Genomic DNA, 21,902 nt, shown 5'->3' with positions numbered 1-21,902 from the left:
CACCAATCGGTTACTCGTTACGCTACATGATCATTTTCTTAAAGAACTCCTATCGTCTCCGCATCGCGCTTCGACTATTTTTTCCGGGCTTTAATGCCCGGCGTACTATCGTTTTTGTTTCCCTCGACTCGCTTGGGACTGCAAAGGTAAAAGGTTTTTCCGGTTCCGCAAAATTTATTTTAAAATAATTCCCGCGCTTCTTTTTTTAACCGGTATCCGGCCGTGCCGTAATCCCTTTTTCCGCTTTTCAGTGCTGTCCCTCCATCGCGGAGTGGTGCAAAGATAGGGACTCCGGGCCCTTACTTCCAAGCATCCCGGGCCTTTTTTTGGCCGATACGCCGCAACAGCCTGTAAGCCTGGCCGATATTTTTTAGAAAGCAGCGCACAAAGGAAAGAAAAAGGCCCGCTTCCGCTATGCGACCTCCCTTAACAGGGGCTGGCAAAGTGATTACCCAGGGCTACCCTTGGGCTGCCTTTGGTTTTATCCTTGCGCTGGATGATTGTCACAGGCTGTTCGCATTCAAGCGGAGCCGCTAGCGGCCGAGATATGTGTAGGGGCTTATCGCGTAAAAACCCGAGAGGGGGGGGAGGGAGTGGCAGTCTCATGCTGAATTTCCGCATCTCATTAACAGCTCAATCTCAGTATTCCTAATTTTTTTAATTTTTTCTTTGAAACTACGAAATACTTCGTACATTTGAATACGAAAACATTCGTAGATCGATATGAAGCCAACAGACAGTGAAATGGAAATTCTGCAAATTCTTTGGACCCAAGGAGATAGCAGTGTAAGGAGAGTACATGAACTCTTAAATAAAAAAGATGTAGGATATACTAGTACGCTTAAACTGATGCAGATTATGTTCGAAAAGGGAATGGTGTCGCGTGATACGTCATCCAAAACACATATTTATAAAGCGTTGTTAAGCAAAGAGCAAACCCAGCACCAGTTTTTGGATAAAATGATTGACACCGTATATAACGGATCGACTGCACGACTTGTCATGCAGGCATTAGGAAATCAGCGGGCGAGTAAAGAGGAGATTGACTTGATAAAAGCATATTTAGATAACCTTGAAAACGCATAGTCATGAATAGTTTTTTTCAACAAGTTACGCATGCCTTAGGTTGGAGCATCGTACATTCCATTTGGCAGGGCATATTACTATACAGTCTTCTTTGTCTCGTATACATTCTACTACCCAAACTGTCGTCAAGGAATAAATATATTATTGCGGTCTTAGGACAGGCTTCTATTTTCTTTGCATTTATTGTCACCTTTGCACATTATGTCGAGGCAACTCCTCTATCTTCCGGAACAAGCATTTACGCCTTCGGTGCAACGAGTCACTACGAACAGCTTTCAACGAGTTTTTTTGATAGGATAGAGCCGCTGTTTCCTTGGTTTAGTTCTGTATATATGGTAGGCCTGTTCGTACAATTGATCATTTTTACCAACAGTTTCTCGAAATTGCACTACCTCAGACATCGTGGTTTAGCAGAACCTCCTATGACGTGGGAAGAATCTTTTCAACGGATTTGCACCAATTTAGGAATTAACAGGAATGTGAATTTGTTTCTTTCCGAAAAAATATCTGTTCCCTTAACATTGGGTCACATTAAACCAATTATTTTATTTCCGCTGGCTTTTGCGAACAATTTAGAGCTAAAACAAGTAGAGTCTATATTAATCCATGAGTTGGCTCATATTAAAAGAAACGATTATTTGCTAAATCTTTTTAAGGTTACGATTGAAACGGTTCTATTTTTCAATCCGTTCGTATGGTTATTTTCTAGACATATAGAAACTGAACGTGAACATGCATGTGACGACGTCGTCGTCGAACAAGTACCTTCACCCATCGCATATGCTCAAGCACTGATGTCGGTGGAATTACTCCGCAATGATGCCGCCCCCATTTATGCCATGGCCGCCATCGGAAAAAAGCAACACTTATTACACCGCATTCAACGCATCACAAAAATGGAAAAGAATTATATCAATGTAAAGCAGCACCTTATTGCTGTCGCACTAAGCTCACTCACGCTATTTATGGTTGCTTGGATTTCCCCCGAGAAGGAACATCCCCTGCCCAAGGAAATTTCCACCAGAGCTTCTTCCGTACCCATATCTCCCCGACCGTCTTCTTCAGAAGGCGCGCTTCATCCAGAAAATTGCGACGAGTTAGAAGAAACTGGAGACACTATTACACCAACCAACGGAAGAATCTCCTTTAATTTGCGTTCTGATACGATCCATCCTCCGATCGCGCCAACAGAACCTCCTGCACTGAAAGCTCAACTGAAAGAGCTCGAACGAAGCACCGCTGAGCTCCAACGTTTTCATAATTCACCGGAGTGGAAAGAACATCTCGCGAAAATAGAAGCCAATGCTAAACAAATCGAAGAGCAATTCAAATCGCCTGCCTGGAAACAACACATCGCCGATATAGAGGCAAACGCTAAAAAAGCAGAGGCCTATTTTGACTCACCGGAGTGGAAACAGCATATGACAAAAATTGAAGCTAACGCGCGAAAAGTGGAGGATTATTATAACTCTCCGGAGTGGAAACAACACCTAGCTAAGATTGAAGCGAACGCCAAAAGAGTAGAAGAATATTATAATTCTGCGGAATGGAAACAGCACATTGCAAAAATCGAAGCTGACGCGCACAGCATAGAAGACTATTATGACTCCCCGGAATGGAAGCAAAAACTAGCAAAAATCGAAGATCATGCTAAAAAAATTGCAACATACTACGCGTCGCCGGAATGGAAAGAAAAATTGAAAAAGTTGAGTGAACTCCATGATTCGCCAGAATACCAAAAACTACAACGGAAACATCAGCAGGAGTTAGAGGATCTCCGCCTAAAAAAAGGACTTGACTAACGAGCCTAAGATCCAACTTAAGAATACGCATTAAAAAAACCCGAGGGACGTTAGACACAAACGTCCTTCGTTCTTTTGCCTAGGTTTCATATTTTTACGTATTATTGTCTCCATAAGAGATTAGCTCGGCATACCCATGAACATCATTTATTCCATTGATTTACTAGGTACAATGGTTTTCGCTATTTCGGGAGCCATGGCTGCCAACCGAAAACATATTGATATTTTCGGTGCCACTTTTACCGGCTTCGTTACGGCAATCGGCGGGGGATCGCTGCGCGATGTATTCCTTAACCTTAGGCCTGTTTGGGTGGATGATGGCAATTACTTGATGGCTATTCTTGCCGGTGTCAGCATTTCGATACTAGCGAATAAACAACTGGATCGACTAGCGCGAACGCTCTTTCTATTTGATGCGATAGGTATCGGCTTTTTCTGCATTGTTGGTGTACAGAAATCACTTACCCATGGCAGTACAGAAATTGCTGCCATTATCTTAGGTATGTTTTCGGCTGTAATGGGTGGTGTTATACGAGACACATTAATGAATGAGACGCCACTCATATTCCGGAAAGAAATTTACGCCACAGCTTGCCTATCTGGCGCCATTTTATACGTCGTATTAGGTATCATCGGCACGGATAGTACGTTCAACGCCTTCGTATCTGCCGGAGTGATATTCTTAATCCGCTTAATCGCCGTTCGTTACAAGTTATCTCTGCCGGTAATCGGTGGTTAACTGAAATTCGCTATTGCAGAAACCTGAAGAAAAAAAGGCGCTTACCTTTTTTTCTTCAGGTTAGGGAATTTCATTTTGTAGCCTACACGGACTAAGCCTTTGGATATGGCATCAAGCCTGCTTTTCAACATCGCTTTTTTCAGCGGCCCTAATTTATCCACAAAGAGTCTCCCTTCGATATGATCATATTCGTGTTGGACAATCCGCGCCGCTAGGCCTGTCAATTGTACTTCCTGTTCCTCAAAATGCTCATCTAAGTAATTAATCAACACATTCGCAGGACGAATAACTTCTTCATTGACATCAGGAATACTTAAACAGCCCTCGTTGAATGCCCATTTTTCACCAGTTTCCTCGAGAATAATGGGATTTATTAAAACTTTCTTAAAATCCTTCAAGGAAGGATCGCCTGCTCCATCTTCATCATCCTCTGCAAATGGAGAGGCGTCAATTACAAATAGTCGAATTGGTAAACCTACCTGAGGAGCAGCCAAACCAACTCCTCTAGCGGCATACATTGTTTCAAACATATCCTCAATGAGCTGCTTAAGGTTTGGATAATCTTCATCAATCTCTTCCGCTTTTTTTCTCAGAATAGGGTCGCCATATGCAACAATAGGTAATTTCATACTTTCTTAATTTCTGTGCAAAGGTATCAATAATAATTTATTCCGACTTAGATTATACTAACTTTGTGAAGGGATGAAAACAGAAATAAACAGGCACATCAATACATTCGTAAGTCTCTTGGAGAAAAAACTAAACACTGTCCTGAAGCGAGAAGAGATGAGCCAAGCGACGGTTTTCCATTCCAAGTCACCTCTTTTTTCAATTGCTATATATGGTCCGGTTTCCGGAGGGCGCCTTACCGGTTTTTCACACAAGACCTATCATATTGATGCAGACTATTTACTGTTGCATCAAAACAAGATACTGCAACGTCTTTACAGTTTGTTTGGGAAGGGAAAAACTATCTACGCACGCCAAACCGTGGTCGCCCGCATAGATAAACGCGCTACGGCTGATTTTTTGGAAGAGCATCATCTAAACGCTCCACTTACCGGAAAATATCGCTACGGTCTTTACCATCAGGGCGAACTGGTGTCTATAGCCGTCTTTAGTGGAGGCCGGCATATGCGCGACCAACCATCTGATTATCGCTCTTTCGAACTTCTACGTTTTTGCCATAAGTCCGGTTATCGTGTGGTAGGAGGTATCTCCAAACTGATTAGAGCTTTTGCAGTGGATTTCCAACCTAATGACATTATGACTTATGTAGACCGCGATTGGTCTCAAGATTCCAGTCTCCAGACTCTGGGCTTCGAAACACTAGGAATAACTGGTGTACAGCAGTATTGGATCATGGGCGATCAGCGGACACCTGTTCGCAACGAACGAGATCTTGAAAATATTCAACACGAGCAACCGTTCGGTTATCTTCGAAGCAATGCGGGGAGCACAAAACTGCTCTTACGTTTTTAAGGACAAACTTCACATGCAATTGATAACCGTATTATTCGGACCCCTCCGTGTGGCGGGTGTGATATTCCGCAATTAAAATTGCATATAAAGGCAAATTTATCTAAGTTTAACCAAAGAAAAAGAAACCTTAAACTTAAGACAATCTTATGAAACGTAAATTACGTATGGGTATGGTTGGCGGTGGCAAAGATGCGTTTATCGGCGCCGTACACCGTATAGCGGCCTTTATGGATGGTAAAATAGAGTTAGTTTGTGGAGCTTTCAGTGTGGATCCAGAGATATCCAGACAATCCGGCGAAGAGCTTTTTATTGCACCAGAAAGGGTGTATGCGAACTATGAAGAGATGATTAGGAAGGAGCTGGAACTTCCAGAAGGAGAGCGCATGGATTTTCTGACCATCGTAACACCAAATTTTCTCCATTTTGGCCCCGCAAAACTTGCTTTGGAAAACGGCTTCGACGTAGTAGTCGAAAAGCCAATGACCGTGAGCTTGGAGGAGGCAAAGGAATTGGAGGCGACTGTTGAAAGAACAGGACGTACGCTCTGTTTAACCCATACATATTCCGGCTATCCAATGGTGAAACAAGCTAAGGCCATGGTAAAAGATGGGCATTTCGGAAAGATTCGCAAAGTAGTTGTAGAATATCCACAAGGATGGTTGAGCCGCCTGACTGAGCGCGAAGGAAATGCCGGCGCTGCGTGGCGAGCGGATCCCAAAAAATCCGGTTTATCGTTGGTTATGGGTGATATCGGGACACATGCTGCGCATTTAGCGGAATATGTTACCGGTCTACGTATTACTCAATTGTGTGCTGATTTGACAACGTTTGTGGAAGGTCGCTTATTAGATGACGACGGCTCCGTCCTATTACGCTTCGAAGACGGCGCAAAGGGCGTCCTTATGGCTTCACAAATTTCGGCAGGGGAAGAAAATGCTGTTCGTATTCGTGTGTATGGTGAAAAAGGAGGCTTGGAATGGGCTAACGAAGATCCAAATAACCTGATCATTAAGATGCTGGATCAACCGAGGCAAATCTATCGTACAGGCAACGCATATGCGGCTCCTTACACACTAAGCTCGTTCGCGACGCACAACACACGTATTCCTGCTGGCCACCCCGAGGGACTATTAGAGTCCTTTGCCAACATTTACCGGAATTTTGCTGCCACGGCGAGCGCAAAACGAGAGGGCAGAACACCGACAGCAGAGGAACTTGACTTTCCATCTGTACAAGATGGGGTACGGGGAATGGCATTCGTACAAAACGTCGTTGCCAGCAATGAGAGCAACGAAAAATGGACGACATTTGTGGTGTGATACAAACAACTAGTCCATCGCTTTATACACAGGTGGGAGGATACCTTCCACCTGATTTATTATACGTAATTTTAGGACCTACCGCATCAGGAAAAACGAAATTGGGCGTTGCCCTCGCGGAAACCATTGATGGTGAAATCATCAGCATAGATTCCAGACAAGTTTACCGCGGTATGGACATTGGCACAGGAAAAGATCTGCAAGAATATAAGCATATACCTTACCACCTTATCGACATCTGCGATCCCAAGCAACGGTATGATGTGACCCAATTCCAGCAGGATTTCCATCGGGCTTATCGTAACATCTTGTCTGACAAAAAAAAACCAATTGCAGTTGGCGGAACGGGGCTGTACATGCAATCTTTGTTTACTTTCCAACCGTATATGCACGTTCCTGTCAATATAACCCTTCGAGAGAAACTCGCGGGTTTGGACAAAGATGAGCTCATACAGCGGATACATCTGTACAGGGTTCCTGACGACTTTCAGATTGACTTCACTTCGCACAAACGACTTATTCGGGCCGTGGAAATCATGGAAGCGCTGCAAGGTGGTTTCCGCATTCTAGATTCACCATCTTTTTCTTATCCCGCCATCCTGTTCGGGATCAATCCGACCTTGGAAACACGCCGTAAACGCATTAGCGACCGATTGACACAACGGTTAGAGGGCGGGTTGGAAGCAGAGGTGCGTGAACTGTTATCACAAGGACTCACTCATGACGATTTACAGTATTTCGGCCTAGAATACAAATATACATCCCTTTATATCCAAGGGCGATTCGACCGTTGCTCGTTTTTTAACAAGCTGGAGACGGAAATACATCGATATGCTAAAAGACAGATGACATTCTTCCGTAAAATGGAAAAAGACGGTCTGTCCATACATTGGTTACGTGCAGACAACATGGACGATCAACTCGAGGAAGTACTACACATCATCACCAACAAAAAAGGGTAACTTTCGTCACCCCTTTTCGTAATTTCTTTTTATAACTTAATTTCTTCATCCTTACTATTAAAAAATCGAAATTGCGTTAAATAATAAGATGATACGGTCTTAATTTTAATCCACTTGCCGTACTTGAAAAACCATTTGAGCCGTCTAGAGAACAAACCTGACGTGATGTAGGCGCCTATATAAGGGTGAACGCACAGCGTCACTCCTTTTTCGTTCTGTTCCTGGAGAATAAAACTCAAATTATTCTCAATGTCATCAAGCAATACAATGCTAGAGCGGATTTCGCCAGTACCCTCACAAGCTGGACACTTTTCACTGGTCACAACACTCATTTCGGGTCTAACGCGTTGCCTTGTTATCTGTACCAGACCAAATTTACTTGGCGGAAGAATTGTATGTTTTGCACGATCATTCGCCATACATTCCTTCAGAAAACTATACAACTCTTTTCGATTGGCAGGTTTGTGCATATCTATAAAGTCGATCACAACAATCCCTCCCATATCACGCAAGCGCAATTGCCTTGCGATTTCTTTCGCAGCTTCCTTATTTACGAGGAGCGCATTTTCTTCTTGATTCTCTTTACTAGCAATGCGGTTGCCGCTATTTACGTCCACCACGTGGAGCGCTTCGGTGTGTTCTATCACAAGATATGCACCACCTTGCAGGTTTACCGTCTTGCCAAAAGACGCCTTAATTTGCCTTTCCACACCGAAATGGTCAAAGATCGGCTCTTTATGTTTATAGAGCTTCACTATCTTTTCCAGATCAGGCGAAATTTCCTGCACATACGACTTTACCTCATCGTAAAGTGCATTATCATTGACATGAATATGTGCAAACTCATCAGTTAAGATATCGCGTAAAATGGTAGATGCTCTATCCATTTCGCCCAATACCTTATGAGACGGTTCTGCATTTTTAAGGCGCTTGGTAAAAAGTTCCCACTTAGAGATTAAATCCAAAAGGTCTTTTTGTAATTCCTCAACACCTTTGCCTTCGGATACCGTACGGATAATAACGCCGAAGTTTGCAGGTTTAATACTTTCTACAATCTTCTTCAGTCTTGTCCGTTCCGCATTCCCTTTAATTCTCTTGGAGATGGAAACTGTACTTGAAAACGGAACCAGCACTACAAACCGACCAGCAATGGAGAGATCCGAACTTAATCGAGGTCCCTTCGTCGAAATCGGTTCTTTAGCAATCTGTACCGGCAAAAGCACATTTCGGCTCAGAATATCCGAAATTTTTCCTGCTTTGTCTATGTCCTTTTCAAGCTTCAAACTATTGAGCAGCTTCTCTTGATAACTGCCGTTCTTTACTATACGTGTAAGCTTGAGCAAAGACTGAACCTGGGGCCCTAAATCCAAATAATGTAAGAACGCATCTTTTTCGTAGCCTACATCTACGAAAGCGGCATTTAGACCCGGCATAATTTTTTTGATCCGCCCAAGATAAATATCTCCTACGGCAAAATTATTATCGGCCTGTTCCTTGTTCAGCTCAACAAGCTGTTTGTCCTGTAGTAAAGCAATAGTCACTCCTTTGTCGGGAGTTGAATCGATAATTAGTTCCTTTACCAACAGCTACTTGATTAACACCCGCACACCAGTTATATGGGGTATGATAAAACATAAAAACTCGTTAATGAAAAAATACAATCTATAGTTTTACCGAAGCGAAACCATAGATTGTACAACGTCTTATGCGGCTTCTGCCTAAAAGACCAACAAGCTTATTTTTTCTTGTGTCTGTTTTTTCTTAACCGTTTTTTACGCTTGTGAGTAGCCATTTTGTGTCTTTTTCTTTTTTTTCCGCTTGGCATAGCTTTAATGTTTTTTAAATGATTATAAATTAATATGTTAATTACTTACTCAATTCATCGATACGCTTATCAATGAACTGTGACAGGGTAGGGTCAGCGGCCAACTCTTTACTTTTTTGAAAAGCAGCGATAGCCTCATTCTTCAACCCGATATTTTCATAACCTGTTGCTAAATAAAAATACGCTTCAGCGTCAGGCTTCAATTCAACTACGGTTTTGAAACGTTCAATAGCCTTGTCAAATTGACGGGATTGCAATGAAAACAATCCCAATGTTTTGTTTGCTTGAATATTTTTTGGGTCTTTGGCGACAACTTCCCTTAGCAATGCAATACCTGCCATCGGATTATTCGTACCGGTGACCATAGCTGCACCTAAGCCGGTCTTTGCATCCAAACTACTTGCATCCAGTTCAGTCGCTTTCTCATACGATTGGATAGCCAATCGGTTGAGCTCAGCTGCCATCGCCGTATCCTGCAAATTGGTATATGCTGACCGGTAGGCATCTCCCGCTTTCAACCAATATTCAAATTTAGGAGAAATTTTTGCCATTTCCTCAAAAATAAATCCTTGAGGCGCATATTTGGCTAAATCATCCCATTTTTTTGCAAGTTGATCCAATAAAGCAAGCTTCTCGTCGCCGTCCGCATTCGCTGCCTTTTCCTCCAATGCCGTAATCTCCTGCGCCAAACTTGCGTTTATGGATTGTTTGGTAATGTCAGATACACTTTGGAAGTTAAAAGCAGACGAAGATGTGCTTGTTGCCGACGCTTTTGCTCCTTTATCTTCGGTTACCAAACCTTTTATAGGACGCGCAAGTAGGGCGCCCATAAGCACAACTACTATCACGATTACTATGAGTTGTTTGGTATTCATAAATTCTTACTTGTTTCCTTGTTTAACCTTTTCAACAAAAACTTTTGCCGGTTTAAAGCTGGGCACGAAGTGCGCTGGAATGATGATGGCTGTGTTTTTCGAGATGTTACGCGCTGTTTTTTCTGCTCTTTTCTTCACTACGAAGCTACCAAAACCTCTCACGTATACATTCTCTCCGCTAATCATCGCATTTTTTACCACCTTAAAAAATGCCTCAACTGTTTCTTGAACATCTACCTTCTCTAAGCCCGTTTTGTTAGAGATCTCCGCAATAATTTCTGCTTTAGTCATATCTGTTTTTACTGTAATTATTTATTTCTCAACCCTTAACGCAATAGCACTTTGGGGATGCAAAAGTATCTTTTTTTTATGATGTTTAAAAATTTATTTCTGTTTTTTTAACAAACGTGACGCTCGGGAAACTTTTCTGTATCAGATATTTAACTGGATTCAGAAAAATTAATGTCGATTATTCTCATGCGCTTCCATCCATAGGTGTTTAGTTTTCAACATCTTATTCAAGTGACTTGAGGGCTGAAACCAATCGTTCCAAATCTGTCGGATTATGTAGCGCAGAAAGCACAATTCTATTTAAAACAGGGTCTTGCGGCAATGGGTACGGAAAGCTGGAAATAAGTATCTGTTTTTGCGCGAGCTGCGCAAAAGCCTCTGGCATCTCCAATGTAAAAACCGGAAAGCCCGGCAAACTCTTAAGCGAAAGGCTTGCTTCGCCTCGTAATAGTTGTATATTCCGTTGCAACTGGATAACCTGTTTTCGGTACACTTGCTCACCTTCCATTAATGCATACAGTGCTGCGGGAGCTGCTGGCGACGCGCCCGTGAAAAAAGGTGTCGTCCGAAACAGTTGAGCCATCGCCTTGGAACAAAAAACAGCACCAGCATCGGTCCCCATTCCCTTGGCTAACGACGCGACGACTATGATCTCCCGGTTTTTTCCACGGAGGACATTGATATCTATGAAACAAGAATTTGCTTCGCGCACACCAATGCCATGTGAATCGTCTAACAAGAAATAGATCTGTTTCGTTTCTGAAATTTCGCCAAAAATGGAAAAATCATAAACAGCAGGAGTTAAATTGTCCAATGTATTCGAGACGATTACGAACGTTCTTTCAGCCGATGCGTTAATATAAGCGACAGTTTGTCTCGCCCAAGAAGAAAAATCGATTGTTGTCGATTTTTGAGGTGTTTTCCACAACGCGGGATGCGCATGCGGCGCATAGCATATCTCGCCCAATTGTCCTAGAAAATGTATACACATTTGAGCCGCCAGATAGCCGCTCGAAAGGAGCAGGCACGCGTCGAACCGAAAACGTTCCGCTAGGTTTTCCTCGGCTTCTCCATATACACCTAACTGTATGTTGTTATTTCGCGATGTACCGTTATTTAAACCATAACGATCGATCCCTTGTTTATAAATTTCAATATACTCCGGATCGACCATCAATCCCAAATACGCGGTACCGCCAAAAAACAGATAGTTCTCTTGATGGGCAGTCACCAACCGACCAGTCGATTGGGTTAAATTCTGAAAATTTCGCATGCGACCTCTTTATACGACAAATCTACATGTTTTTACCGACATGATTCGAAAGCCGCATAAAAGCGCGATCTATCTTCTTAGTGTAAATGAAAGTTAAGTGGGATGTTTAAACTGATGGAGCCGGTCACCCCTTGAATTGGCTTGAAATTGTCTTTTGTTTGAATGTCAAATCCGTATCCAAGCCCCAAATCGATAATGGATAAAAGACCTATTCCCAATTTCGGTGTAAGTGTATACGGCGTAACCTCTGCTTTTACAAAAGGAAAAATCAACTTATTACTGATATAGTAGGTAACTCCAATCTCGGGAATAACGGTCGTCTGGCTACGCATCCATGTGAAATTAGCTCCAGCGTCAAGTTTGACATATTGTCTGTCGTTTGGGGCAAAAAGTCCCCAACCGGACGCCTTTAAAAAGTTTCCGCTCTGATATTGCCAGCCAACAGAAGGCCCCCATATCCACTTATTTCCGCTTCTTTCCTGCGCTAAAGAGGGACTTATGTTAAGTAAAACGATAAAAAAAAGATATAATTTTTTCATATTTATGATTTCCTATTAAACATACCTAAATGCATCATGATATGCAAATAACGTGAACTACGCAAACATGTTTGTGCCGTACAAATCTTTTCGCAGTGGTGGTAAAAAATACGATACGCACATCGAAGATTTCAAAGAAGTCATACCTTTGCAGGGTATGCTGATTATGAATAAGTTTACCAAGCTTGCATACGAAGAAAAACTTAAAAAAACTTATAACATACATATGTTGAAAAAAAAGCTTGCGTTTCTAGCGCTTTCTCTCGGTTTTTTACCGAGTACAATGGCGCAACAGCCGTCATTTCTATCACACCCTGCGCTAAGTCCGGACGGAAAAATAATGGTGTTCAGTTTCGAAGGCGACCTATGGAGGGTCGGCAGCGATGGTGGTACTGCACTCCGCCTGACGGCAATGGATGGAAATGAGGTCTCTCCTCGAATATCGCCAGATGGTCAATGGTTGGCTTTTTCATCCAATCAAAATGGCAACATGGATGTCTACGTCATGCCTTTAATGGGAGGCGATATCCAGCAGCTAACCTATCACGACAGCGGTGATGAGGTTGATAGTTGGAGCTGGGACAGTCAATATATATATTTTACATCGTCCAGATACAACCGCTTAAGCAGCTATAAGGTCCGTAAAACGGGGGGCACTGCCGAGCGTGTTTTCGCACATTTTTTCAACTACATCCACGGTATGGTAGAAACTCCTCAGGGAGACCTGCTTTTTAACGATTCATGGGAAAGCTATTCGGCCGCCAACCGGAAACGATATAAAGGGGCATTTAACCCGGATATTTATTCCTACAATCCTATTTCCAAAACTTTCAAACAGCACACGGATTATCCCGGAAAAGATTTCTGGCCCAGTGTTGATCGCAAAGGAAATATTTTTTTTGCTTCGGACGAGGGTACCGATGAATACAACCTGTTCACATTCCAAAATGGTAAGAAGCAAAATTTAACCCGTTTCAAAGAATCCATCAAGCGTCCTATCGTGGCGGCGGATGGCGGCAAGATTGTTTTTGAGAAAGACTATCAACTCTACGTTTACGATGTATCCAGTAAAAAGACATCAAAACCAGTTATCCAATTGAGCCGTAATAGGATATTGGGCAAGTCCAAAGAATTCGATATCAGTAATTCAATCAGCTATTTTGATGTATCACCCGACGGTAAGAAAATTGCATTCGTTTCTCGCGGAGAGCTGTTTGTTAGCGACATTGACGGCAAATTTATTCGACAGATGCCGAGCAGTGGCGAACGCGTGATGGAAGTAAAATGGTTAAAGGACAATAAGACGTTATTATTTAGCCAGACCTTCCAAGGCTATCAAAATTGGTTTTCACGCCTGGCTGATGGCACAGGAGAGACCAAACAACATACCAGCGACCTTCGTAACAACCGAGAGCTAACTTTTAATAAAGAAGGTAGCAAGGCAGTATACCTAAGCGGAAGAGACGAAGTCCGTCTGCTAGATTTGACGACGCTGAAAAGTTCGGTTATTGTACAAGACGAAATCTGGGCGTTTCAAAATTCGTCGCCTTCTTTTTCGCCCGACGGGACCTACATCCTGTTCACAGCGATACGTAACTTTGAGCAGGATATCTTTGTACATCATCTATCCAGTAACCAAACGTTCAATCTTACCAACACAGGTGTTACAGAAGCCAGTCCGTATTGGTCTCCTGACGGTAAGCACATTTATTTCGCCAGCAACCGAACCAAGCCTTCTTATCCGACAGGGATGCAGTTCGCCAGCATTTATAAGATGGCGTTGGAAAACATAGACGAACCTTATCGTACTGACAAATTCGAAGATTTATTCAAAGATACCTCAACAGAAAAAAAGGATTCCACCGCAGTGAAAGATAAGAAGAAGCCTGCTTCTGAAAACAAGAAAGTCTTTGTCCACATTGATTTTAAGGATCTTTCCGACCGGATCAGTCAAGTAAGCCCGTCCATAGGAACACAATATTCCCCAACGGTTATCCAAAAGAGCGACAAAACGTACGTCTTCTTCTCCTCCAATCACGAAGGCAAGGGGGCGATATATCGGCACGTCTCCGAACCCTTTGAGGAAGGGAAGACGGAGAAAGTCGGCGACATGGCGCTCGGTCAATTGTTTGAGGTGGGCGGGAAGTATTATGCCCTAAGTGGTGGATCGATTCATAAATACAGCATCGAATCCAACAAATTGGATAAAGTAAATATGAGTTTTAAATTTATCCGAGACTTAGATCGAGAATTTAAGCAAATGTTTTACGAGACTTGGGCGGGAATTGAAGAAAATTTTTACGACCACACGTTCCATGGCATCAATTGGACAGCTGTACGAGAAAAATATGCCGCATATTTGGATGGCATCAACAATCGCTCTGACTTGCGTGTCCTTTTAAATGATATGCTCGGAGAGTTAAATTCATCCCATCTGGGCTTCAGCTCCACTGGATCCGAGGAGCGAAAGCCCTTCAATTTCGTAACAAACGAATTAGGCCTCCTGTACGACGCACAGCATCCGTTAGAGGTTACACATGTTGTGCCAAATGGACCAGCATCTCGAAAGGGCGTTGATATAAAAATTGGTGACGAAATCGTTTCTGTCAACGGCCAGCAGATTGACCCAGCCAAGGACAGAGATTTTTATTTTACGTGGCCCTCATTAGCTCAAGAAGTACAGCTTTTGGTGCGCCGAGCAGGAAAAGAACACCGTGTTAATATCCGACCTCAGACCAGCAACAATTTCAAAGAACTGCTATACGACGAATGGATAAAAAACAATCGAACTAAAGTTAGCAACTGGAGCAACAACCGGATAGCGTACTCCCATATGAAAAATATGGGCGGTGCCGAATTAAACCGCTTTCTGTTAGATATGGCTGAACAGGAGAATAACAAAGAGGCAATTATTCTAGATTTGCGATACAATACAGGTGGTAACGTACACGATGAAGTCCTTCGCTTTCTGCAACAACGTCCCTATTTACAGTGGCAATATCGTGGTGGTAAAAAAGCTCCCCAAGGAAACTTTACGCCCGGCGGCAAGCCCATTGTCTTGCTCATCAATGAGCAGTCGTTAAGTGATGCAGAAATGACCGCAGCCGGTTTTAAGGCTTTGAAACTGGGGAAAATTATCGGCACAGAAACCTATCGCTGGATTATTTTTACCTCGGCGAAGGGATTGGTAGATGGCTCGATGTTTCGTGTGCCGGCTTGGGGATGCTACACGCTAGACGGGCACGATTTAGAAATGAGCGGCGTTGCTCCAGATATCTACGTAAAAAACACCGTCTCCGACCGCCTCGCGGATAAAGATCCGCAATTGGAACGTGCTGTTCAGGAAATTCTGAATGATCTTCGATAACAAATCCGATGCACAGGAAGACACAAAATGAGCGAAGCTTATCGTTTCGCTCATTTGTGTTTTAGACGACCCTGTGTTTTCGCTTAGCAAATCCTTAAATTTCTGCTTGTTTTGAGCTAATAGAATCGCAACATTTTTGTGACATACGCTTCGATCAAATGACAAAAGAATTCAACTATAGAGTGAATAGTGTCGGTTTAGCTAGTCCAAGTGGAAATCTCTTTCAGGTTCTATTGGGAATCCCCTACGCTTTCTAGCATCTATTTCGGTCACTTAACGTAGCTACCTCCGTTTTGGAGGCAGCATTCTTTATGTAGATACGAACAGTACTTACACCTATTTGATAATCAGCCCTATTTCGGATTTTTTTTATTTGGATATATAAAAAGTAATTATCAACTTTGAATATCAAAGTACTTTATGAAAAAATAAAATGAAATCATTTACATTGAACAGGAGGCTGTCTTTTATAGTACTAGGCGTCTTCATACTGTTAGCTGTTCCTTTAATCGCCATGCAGTTTACGAACGAGGTAAATTGGACGGTATTCGATTTCGCAATTGCCGGAACATTGTTATTTACCACAGGATTCTGTTGTTCGTTTCTTTTAGAAATCCTTCGAAAACGATCTAATCGACTACTAGCTTGTGCAATCGTCTTAAGTATAAGTTTCGCGATTTGGGTGGAACTCGCTGTTGGGCTTTTTAGATAATAAGATCTAAAAAGCCACAGCAATGAGTTTTAGAAGAAAATTCCTTCCATATTGCTGACCATGTTTTTTGTGAGGTAGAAAAGGCAGGTAACGGGATCGGCAATTAGCTGTACTGCATAAGCTTATAAATAAGTTACACGATAAAGGTATGGCTAAACTCAACAACTACAGGTAAGATTGGCAGCAACCATCGCTTTAATTAGAAGCATCATTCGTAGCTTACCACATCTCGGGCGCTCTTTACTATTGCTTTAACTTGCCCTTTCGAAACCCGCTTGGGGTAGTGCCAAATTGTCTTTTAAAAGCTGCAGCGAAATACGCACCAGAGGAGAAGCCGACCTGCTGTGCGACCTCATTAATGTCAAGTCCGTCTAACAAAAGATGCTTGGATTTAGTTAGGCGGCGCTGTAGAAGATACTCATTGACGCTACTGTTTAGAAGGTTCTTGGTTCTGCGATACAACTGTACCCGAGACATATTCATCGCTTGCGCAATATCTTCTACACCGAACGATTTGTTGCCTAGATGCTCTTCGATAATTATGTCCAAATTCTGCATAAATCTCCTGTCTTGTGCTGTTCCCTGTGTCGCGTTCACCACTGTGTCGTCCGGTTCGAAAATGCTCGTATAATGATCTCTCAATCGACTTCGGGATGTAATGAGATTTGTTATTACAGCTTTTAGGTGATCGACGCCAAATGGCTTGGTGAGATAAGCATCTGCCATCAGACGCATTCCCTCAATTTTACTCTCTTCCGTGTCCAAAGCACTCAGCAGTAATACCGGTATCTTATTATATTGTGGACTATTTTTGACCATTTTTAATAAATCCAACCCGCTTCCGTCTGGCAACATAATGTCACTCACTATTAGGTCTGGATAGCTTTTTTCGATTTTTGAAAAAGCATCTGCGTAGTTTTTTGCAAATACTAAGTTGTATTCGTGTTCAAGAATATCCTTTAGGAAGAGCTGAAGGTCCGCATGATCGTCAACAATCAGAATATTAGGAGCTTTGCAAGAATAAAAAGAGGGCTTTTCCTCCGTTAATGTATCTATGTTCAGAATGCGTTCTTCACGTTCTGTTTGGCGTACTTTATTCGGCGATTCTACTTTTTCGTCTGCCGTTAAATGGGAATGTCCCATTGGCAGACGTAAGGTAAATGAAGAACCTGCTCCATTCTTACTACTGACTGTCACCTGTCCATGATGGAGTTCTACAATCTCCTTTACATAAGCTAGTCCAATTCCAGAACCAGAAGACTGCTGCTCGCCTTGATAGAAGTTGTCGAAAATGTAATCGATATCTGTGGAAACTATACCGCTTCCATTATCAACAATTCGAATAAGTAAATAGTCGCCGAAGGTATTCTCTTCTACAATCACGCTGATCTTTCCTCCAGGCGCCGTAAATTTAAAAGCATTTGACAAAAGATTCGAAAGTGCCTGCTCCATCAAATATTCGTCTATCCATAATTCTTTATGGGGCGTTTTGCTAATGTAACTTAGCGAGATACGTTTCTTTTGTGACAGAGGTTTAAAGCTACTCAGCACCTGCTGTACAAACGTATCAATTTGGACGGATGAAGCCTGCAGCTGTCTTTTTTCTTTATCTATACGGTGAATGTCAATTAGATCCGTAACAAGCTGCTGAAGCTTTTTTGCATTACGTTTGATACGTGCTAAATGATCTAGTCCTTCGACAGAGAGTCTTTTTTCCTTTTCTAATTCCTCCATAGGAGCGAGAATGAGTGTAAGTGGCGTTTTAAACTCATGAGACACGTTTGTAAAGAATCTACTTTTCGCTTCCGAAGCCGCTTGAATCTGATGGTTCATCTCAACAATTTGCTGCTGCTGCGAAAGTATCTCTTCATTCTGCTTTTCGAGGTGCTTGTTTTTCTCCCAATTGCTTTTGATGACGATAACCGATATTCCGCCAAATACCACCGCCAGAACCAAGCTTGTTATCAAGACATTCAATGTCGTTTGTTGGTCACGGTATATTTTATTTTGTTCGACAATAAGCTCTTGCCGCTTGTCTATATCTTTTTGCTGTTCTTGTATCTTATTAGATTGCAACATCATCAGTCCCGCATTGTCCTGGTTAATGACTACAGTTCCCAGAATATTATCCCGTTTATACGGTTTACGTTGCAAAATGGCCACCGCAGTCCGAATAGCTTCCGTACCACCGGTGGGATAGAGCATCGAAGCGAATAACCTTCCTTTGGCGATTTCGGATAATCCATTACCTTTGCCCGAAAGAGCGTCAACGCCAATAACCCGTTTATGATTTTCACCTGCCTCCCGAAGTGCTTGGATAACGCCAAAAGCCATCTGATCATTAAATGCAAGGATAATATCCTGTTGCAGAAATTGATCAATATGGTGTTTAGCTTGTTCATAAGCGTTTTGTCTTTCCCAATTACTTCTTATTTCGATACCCAGTCGCACAGTGCCGGCGCTATCCAATGCGTCTAAAAGCCCTTTCTTTCGTTCGATGGATGCCGATGTACCTTTCAGTCCAGTGACGATTCCTACCTGCCCATGTCCCTTGAGTGTATGTACGATAAACTGTCCGGCTAACCTGCCAATGGCTACATTATCAGCACCAACGTAAGCATTATACAAACCGGACGATGTTTTGCGGTCGGTCACGATAACCGGAATATTTTTATGAAAAACAGAGTCAACGATTGGCGTCAACGGCTCCGCTTCATTCGGAGAAACAACCAACAGATCTATATTTTGTTCAAGGAGCTCTCGTATGTGTTGTATTTGCTTCTGATTATCTCCGCTAGCGTCGCGGTAGATAAATTCTATGTTTGGATAAAAAGACAATTCCCGCTTCATCTCATCCAGCATGGTTTCCCGCCAGGCGTCGTCACCAATGCACTGCGAAAAGGCAATAGTAAATTGCGTTTTCTCACCGACTGGCTTGCAGGCATGGCAGCATAGAAGTACGAAAGAAAAAAAAACGTAAAACCTTGACATACCCGTGTTTCGAATTTTCTTGTCTTAAGATACATCTTTTTGTTCGTTTGTGAAAAACGAGCAAATCTTAGTGTGTGAAATACACTTTTTGTAAACAGAATAGATATGAAACGTAATCTAAATAAATGGTATAAAAGTCACGTTTCTTAATATTCTAAATAATATTATGTTATTGAATAATAGCGAGTTACATTTTTATTAGAAATGATTCAAATTTGATATAAATTGTTGACTATTATTTTACACAAGGATGGAGTTCATACTAATTTTGGATTAATCAGTTATAAACAAAGTAACATGAACAAAAACACAGTTTTGGCCTGGTCATTTGTTGTGGCATTAGGCGGATTTCTATTTGGCTTTGATACGGCCGTGATCTCGGGTGCGGAAAAAGCCGTACAGCTATTCTGGTCGCTCAATGAATTTCAGCACGGTTTAACGATGGCAATAGCTTTAATCGGAACTGTCTTAGGGGCCGCAATGGGCGCTTACCCGTCTGATAAATTGGGCCGTAAATCGACGTTATTCCTGGTAGCTTCGCTCTACTTCATTTCAGCTATCGGTACGGCGTTCGCACAGGATTGGAACACCTTTATCCTCTTTCGATTTTTAGGCGGCATTGGAGTTGGTGTATCGTCCGTGACAGCACCTATATATATATCCGAGATTTCTCCAGCGAAATCACGTGGAAAATTGGTCGGGCTGTTTCAGTTTAATGTGGTACTGGGAATATTGGTGGCTTATCTATCTAATTATTTTATTGGACAAGGCGGGGAAGAATCTTGGCGTTGGATGCTTGGTGTACAAGCATTTCCGTCTCTGGTTTTCTTCGTTCTAATCTCCTTTGTCCCTGAAAGTCCACGTTGGCTATTGCTACACCGGGGAAAAAAGGAAGAGGCAACTGCTATTATGAAGAAAGTTAGCGGCGAGCAAGCTGCGTATGATGTTGAGTCTATGTTGAAAAGCCAGCAAAAAGTAAAAGCAGGCGGGGACGGACTTTTATTTTCAAAAAACAATCGTTCTGCCGTAATATTGGCGATCCTATTTGCGATATTTAATCAAGTATCGGGTATTAACGCTATCATCTATTACGCACCCCGCGTCTTTGAAATGGCTGGACTGGGTGCACAAAGCTCGTTGTTGTCAACAGTGGGGATCGGGTTAGTTAATTTTATTTTCACCCTACTGGCCATCAATTTTATAGATAAGATAGGGCGACGCAAGCTAATGTTTATCGGCTCACTAGGAATGATTTGGGCACTGTCCCTAGTATCGTACGCATTTTTTTTAGATACGGTCGCAGGCATGATGGTAACCGTTTATCTTATGCTTTTTATTGCCTTTTTTGCTTTTTCACAAGGTGCAGTGATATGGGTATTTATATCGGAAATTTTTCCAAACGATATAAGAGCTAAGGGGCAGACTCTGGGAAGTTTAACCCATTGGGTAATGGCCGCCGTTATCACTTTTTGTTTTCCTGCACTTACCGGATTATTAGGAGGAGCTTATACCTTCTTAATTTTCGCAGTATGTATGGTACTCCAGCTGCTGTACGTGTGGAAACTGATGCCAGAAACAAAAGGAAAATCGCTGGAAGAGATGGGCAATACTATGACATTGCATTAGTGAATTACAAGTGAGAAAAGATGAAAGATGAAAAATTGAATACAAAAGGTGTATGTTTCGGGGAGGTGCTTTGGGACAACCTGCCTACCGGACGGAAACTTGGCGGTGCGCCGCTCAATGTGGCTTATCACTTAAATAAGTTAGGCATCCGTACCGATATGCTTACGCGTGTTGGAAATGATGCTGACGGAAAAGATATTAAAACACTGTGTGCGGAATTGATGATTCCTCTGACCTTGTTCCAAAAGGACGAAAGTTATCCCACATCGACAGTAGAAGTTCATATTGACGACAACAAAGACGTACATTACGAAATTGTGTTCCCTGTTGCATGGGATTATATTTCTGTTGGCCAGAAGGAGATCGATGCCGCTTCCCAAGCTGATTTTTTTGTGTTCGGCAGTTTATCAACGCGTAACAACATCAGCTACCAAGCGCTTCAAACTCTAGTCAAAGTAGCAAATTATAGAGTGTTTGATATAAACTTGAGAACACCACATTATACGCAAGAGCGGATTTTTGAATTGCTTAGCTATGCGGATCTGGTAAAGATGAACGAGGAGGAACTTGGTTTTGTAGCGAAGTGGTTAGGTTTGTCAATAGATGAAACAGATGGTCAAAAAGTCGAAGCGATCATGACCGTTTTTGATGTGGATGAACTCATTGTGACGTATGGTGCAAAAGGCGCGAATTATCATTCTAAGGCTGGAAACTTTTGTTATCATTTATCCGCTTTAAAAGTAGAAGTAAAAGATACTATTGGTAGCGGAGATTCTTTTCTGGCAGCTTTTCTATCACAGCGATGCCGCCAGGATAAACAGGTGAGTATCGAAGAAATGTTGGAATTTGCCGCGGCACTCAGCGGCTTTGTGACACAAAGTTCCGGAGCCTGCCCAAGCTATGATTTGCGGACCATCAACAGATTTCAGTGGCTCAACCCTTTGTATCCCGAGTGACAGGAGCTCGATCGTAAAGAAAGCCCGCCAACGCTTGCCATTAATCTTAATACTACA

Annotated in this window: 17 protein-coding genes; 10 read left to right on the top strand and 7 right to left on the bottom strand. The window is 42.4% G+C overall.

Going from position 1 to position 21,902, the window contains the following annotated elements; genetic code table 11:
* The 4 genes from ACFSR5_RS03215 to ACFSR5_RS03200 all read left to right on the top strand — a co-directional run.
* A partial coding sequence (locus tag ACFSR5_RS03215; protein WP_380900650.1) for a hypothetical protein occupies positions 1-188 on the top strand: 188 nt, incomplete at its 5' end.
* Positions 189-723: 535 nt separating this feature from the next.
* Positions 724-1,086: a BlaI/MecI/CopY family transcriptional regulator gene (locus ACFSR5_RS03210; protein WP_380900648.1), complete on the top strand. Its 363-nt coding sequence runs from the start codon at positions 724-726 to the stop codon at positions 1,084-1,086.
* Between the two features lie 2 nt (positions 1,087-1,088).
* Positions 1,089-2,888 carry a M56 family metallopeptidase gene (locus tag ACFSR5_RS03205; protein ID WP_380900646.1) on the top strand — a complete coding sequence of 600 codons (1,800 nt, stop codon included), beginning with the start codon at positions 1,089-1,091 and terminating at the stop codon, positions 2,886-2,888.
* A gap of 136 nt (positions 2,889-3,024) precedes the next feature.
* A complete protein-coding gene (locus ACFSR5_RS03200; protein ID WP_380900644.1) occupies positions 3,025-3,627 on the top strand; it encodes a trimeric intracellular cation channel family protein in 603 nt (200 codons plus the stop codon).
* Positions 3,628-3,668: 41 nt separating this feature from the next.
* On the opposite strand, the gene def is transcribed toward ACFSR5_RS03200, so the two are convergent.
* Positions 3,669-4,256 (bottom strand): peptide deformylase, encoded by a 588-nt coding sequence (gene def, locus ACFSR5_RS03195; protein WP_380900642.1) that lies wholly within the window; start codon positions 4,254-4,256, stop codon positions 3,669-3,671.
* A 73-nt stretch (positions 4,257-4,329) separates the two neighbouring features.
* Here def and ACFSR5_RS03190 point away from each other — a divergent pair, with 73 nt between their 5' ends.
* From ACFSR5_RS03190 to miaA, 3 genes are all read left to right on the top strand, one after another.
* Entirely contained in the window at positions 4,330-5,109 is a 780-nt protein-coding gene (locus ACFSR5_RS03190; RefSeq protein WP_380900640.1) for a hypothetical protein, read from the top strand.
* 146 nt (positions 5,110-5,255) lie between these two features.
* Positions 5,256-6,428 (top strand): Gfo/Idh/MocA family protein, encoded by a 1,173-nt coding sequence (locus tag ACFSR5_RS03185; RefSeq protein ID WP_380900638.1) that lies wholly within the window; start codon positions 5,256-5,258, stop codon positions 6,426-6,428.
* Positions 6,407-7,390 (top strand): tRNA (adenosine(37)-N6)-dimethylallyltransferase MiaA, encoded by a 984-nt coding sequence (gene miaA / locus ACFSR5_RS03180; protein WP_380900636.1) that lies wholly within the window; start codon positions 6,407-6,409, stop codon positions 7,388-7,390. Before ACFSR5_RS03185 ends, miaA begins: the two co-directional genes overlap by 22 nt.
* 29 nt (positions 7,391-7,419) lie before the next feature.
* Here miaA and ACFSR5_RS03175 read toward each other — a convergent pair whose 3' ends face one another.
* The 5 genes from ACFSR5_RS03175 to ACFSR5_RS03155 all read right to left on the bottom strand — a co-directional run bounded on the left by ACFSR5_RS03175 (position 7,420) and on the right by ACFSR5_RS03155 (position 12,193).
* The gene (locus ACFSR5_RS03175; RefSeq protein ID WP_380900634.1) at positions 7,420-8,973 is read right to left on the bottom strand and encodes an Rne/Rng family ribonuclease; all 1,554 of its coding nucleotides are present in this window, start codon (positions 8,971-8,973) and stop codon (positions 7,420-7,422) included.
* A gap of 283 nt (positions 8,974-9,256) precedes the next feature.
* Positions 9,257-10,090, bottom strand: a complete 834-nt coding sequence (locus ACFSR5_RS03170) for a tetratricopeptide repeat protein (protein WP_380900632.1) — start codon at positions 10,088-10,090, stop codon at positions 9,257-9,259.
* A gap of 6 nt (positions 10,091-10,096) precedes the next feature.
* Positions 10,097-10,381, bottom strand: coding sequence for an HU family DNA-binding protein (locus ACFSR5_RS03165; RefSeq protein ID WP_085473406.1), 285 nt, complete (start codon positions 10,379-10,381; stop codon positions 10,097-10,099).
* Between the two features lie 223 nt (positions 10,382-10,604).
* On the bottom strand, positions 10,605-11,654 hold the full coding sequence (locus ACFSR5_RS03160) for an aminotransferase class I/II-fold pyridoxal phosphate-dependent enzyme (protein WP_380900629.1): 1,050 nt from the start codon (positions 11,652-11,654) through the stop codon (positions 10,605-10,607).
* A 77-nt stretch (positions 11,655-11,731) separates the two neighbouring features.
* Positions 11,732-12,193: a hypothetical protein gene (locus tag ACFSR5_RS03155; protein WP_380900627.1), complete on the bottom strand. Its 462-nt coding sequence runs from the start codon at positions 12,191-12,193 to the stop codon at positions 11,732-11,734.
* Between the two features lie 52 nt (positions 12,194-12,245).
* Between ACFSR5_RS03155 and ACFSR5_RS03150 the strand changes: the two genes are divergently transcribed.
* Entirely contained in the window at positions 12,246-15,560 is a 3,315-nt protein-coding gene (locus tag ACFSR5_RS03150; protein WP_380900625.1) for a S41 family peptidase, read from the top strand.
* 955 nt (positions 15,561-16,515) lie between these two features.
* On the opposite strand, the gene ACFSR5_RS03145 is transcribed toward ACFSR5_RS03150, so the two are convergent.
* A complete protein-coding gene (locus ACFSR5_RS03145; protein ID WP_380900623.1) occupies positions 16,516-19,263 on the bottom strand; it encodes a substrate-binding domain-containing protein in 2,748 nt (915 codons plus the stop codon).
* A 297-nt stretch (positions 19,264-19,560) separates the two neighbouring features.
* Here ACFSR5_RS03145 and ACFSR5_RS03140 point away from each other — a divergent pair, with 297 nt between their 5' ends.
* Both ACFSR5_RS03140 and ACFSR5_RS03135 read left to right on the top strand, forming a co-directional pair.
* Complete coding sequence (locus ACFSR5_RS03140; protein WP_380900621.1) at positions 19,561-20,889, top strand: sugar porter family MFS transporter; 1,329 nt, start codon at positions 19,561-19,563, stop codon at positions 20,887-20,889.
* A gap of 20 nt (positions 20,890-20,909) precedes the next feature.
* Positions 20,910-21,845: a carbohydrate kinase family protein gene (locus ACFSR5_RS03135; protein WP_380900619.1), complete on the top strand. Its 936-nt coding sequence runs from the start codon at positions 20,910-20,912 to the stop codon at positions 21,843-21,845.
* The last annotated feature ends 57 nt before the right edge of the window (positions 21,846-21,902 follow it).

It is taken from the genome of Sphingobacterium suaedae, assembly GCF_042684625.1.
Taxonomy (GTDB): Bacteria; Bacteroidota; Bacteroidia; order Sphingobacteriales; family Sphingobacteriaceae; genus Sphingobacterium; species Sphingobacterium suaedae.
The sequence above is the reverse complement of the archived record's forward strand: the minus strand, read 5'-3'. Positions and strand labels throughout refer to the sequence as shown.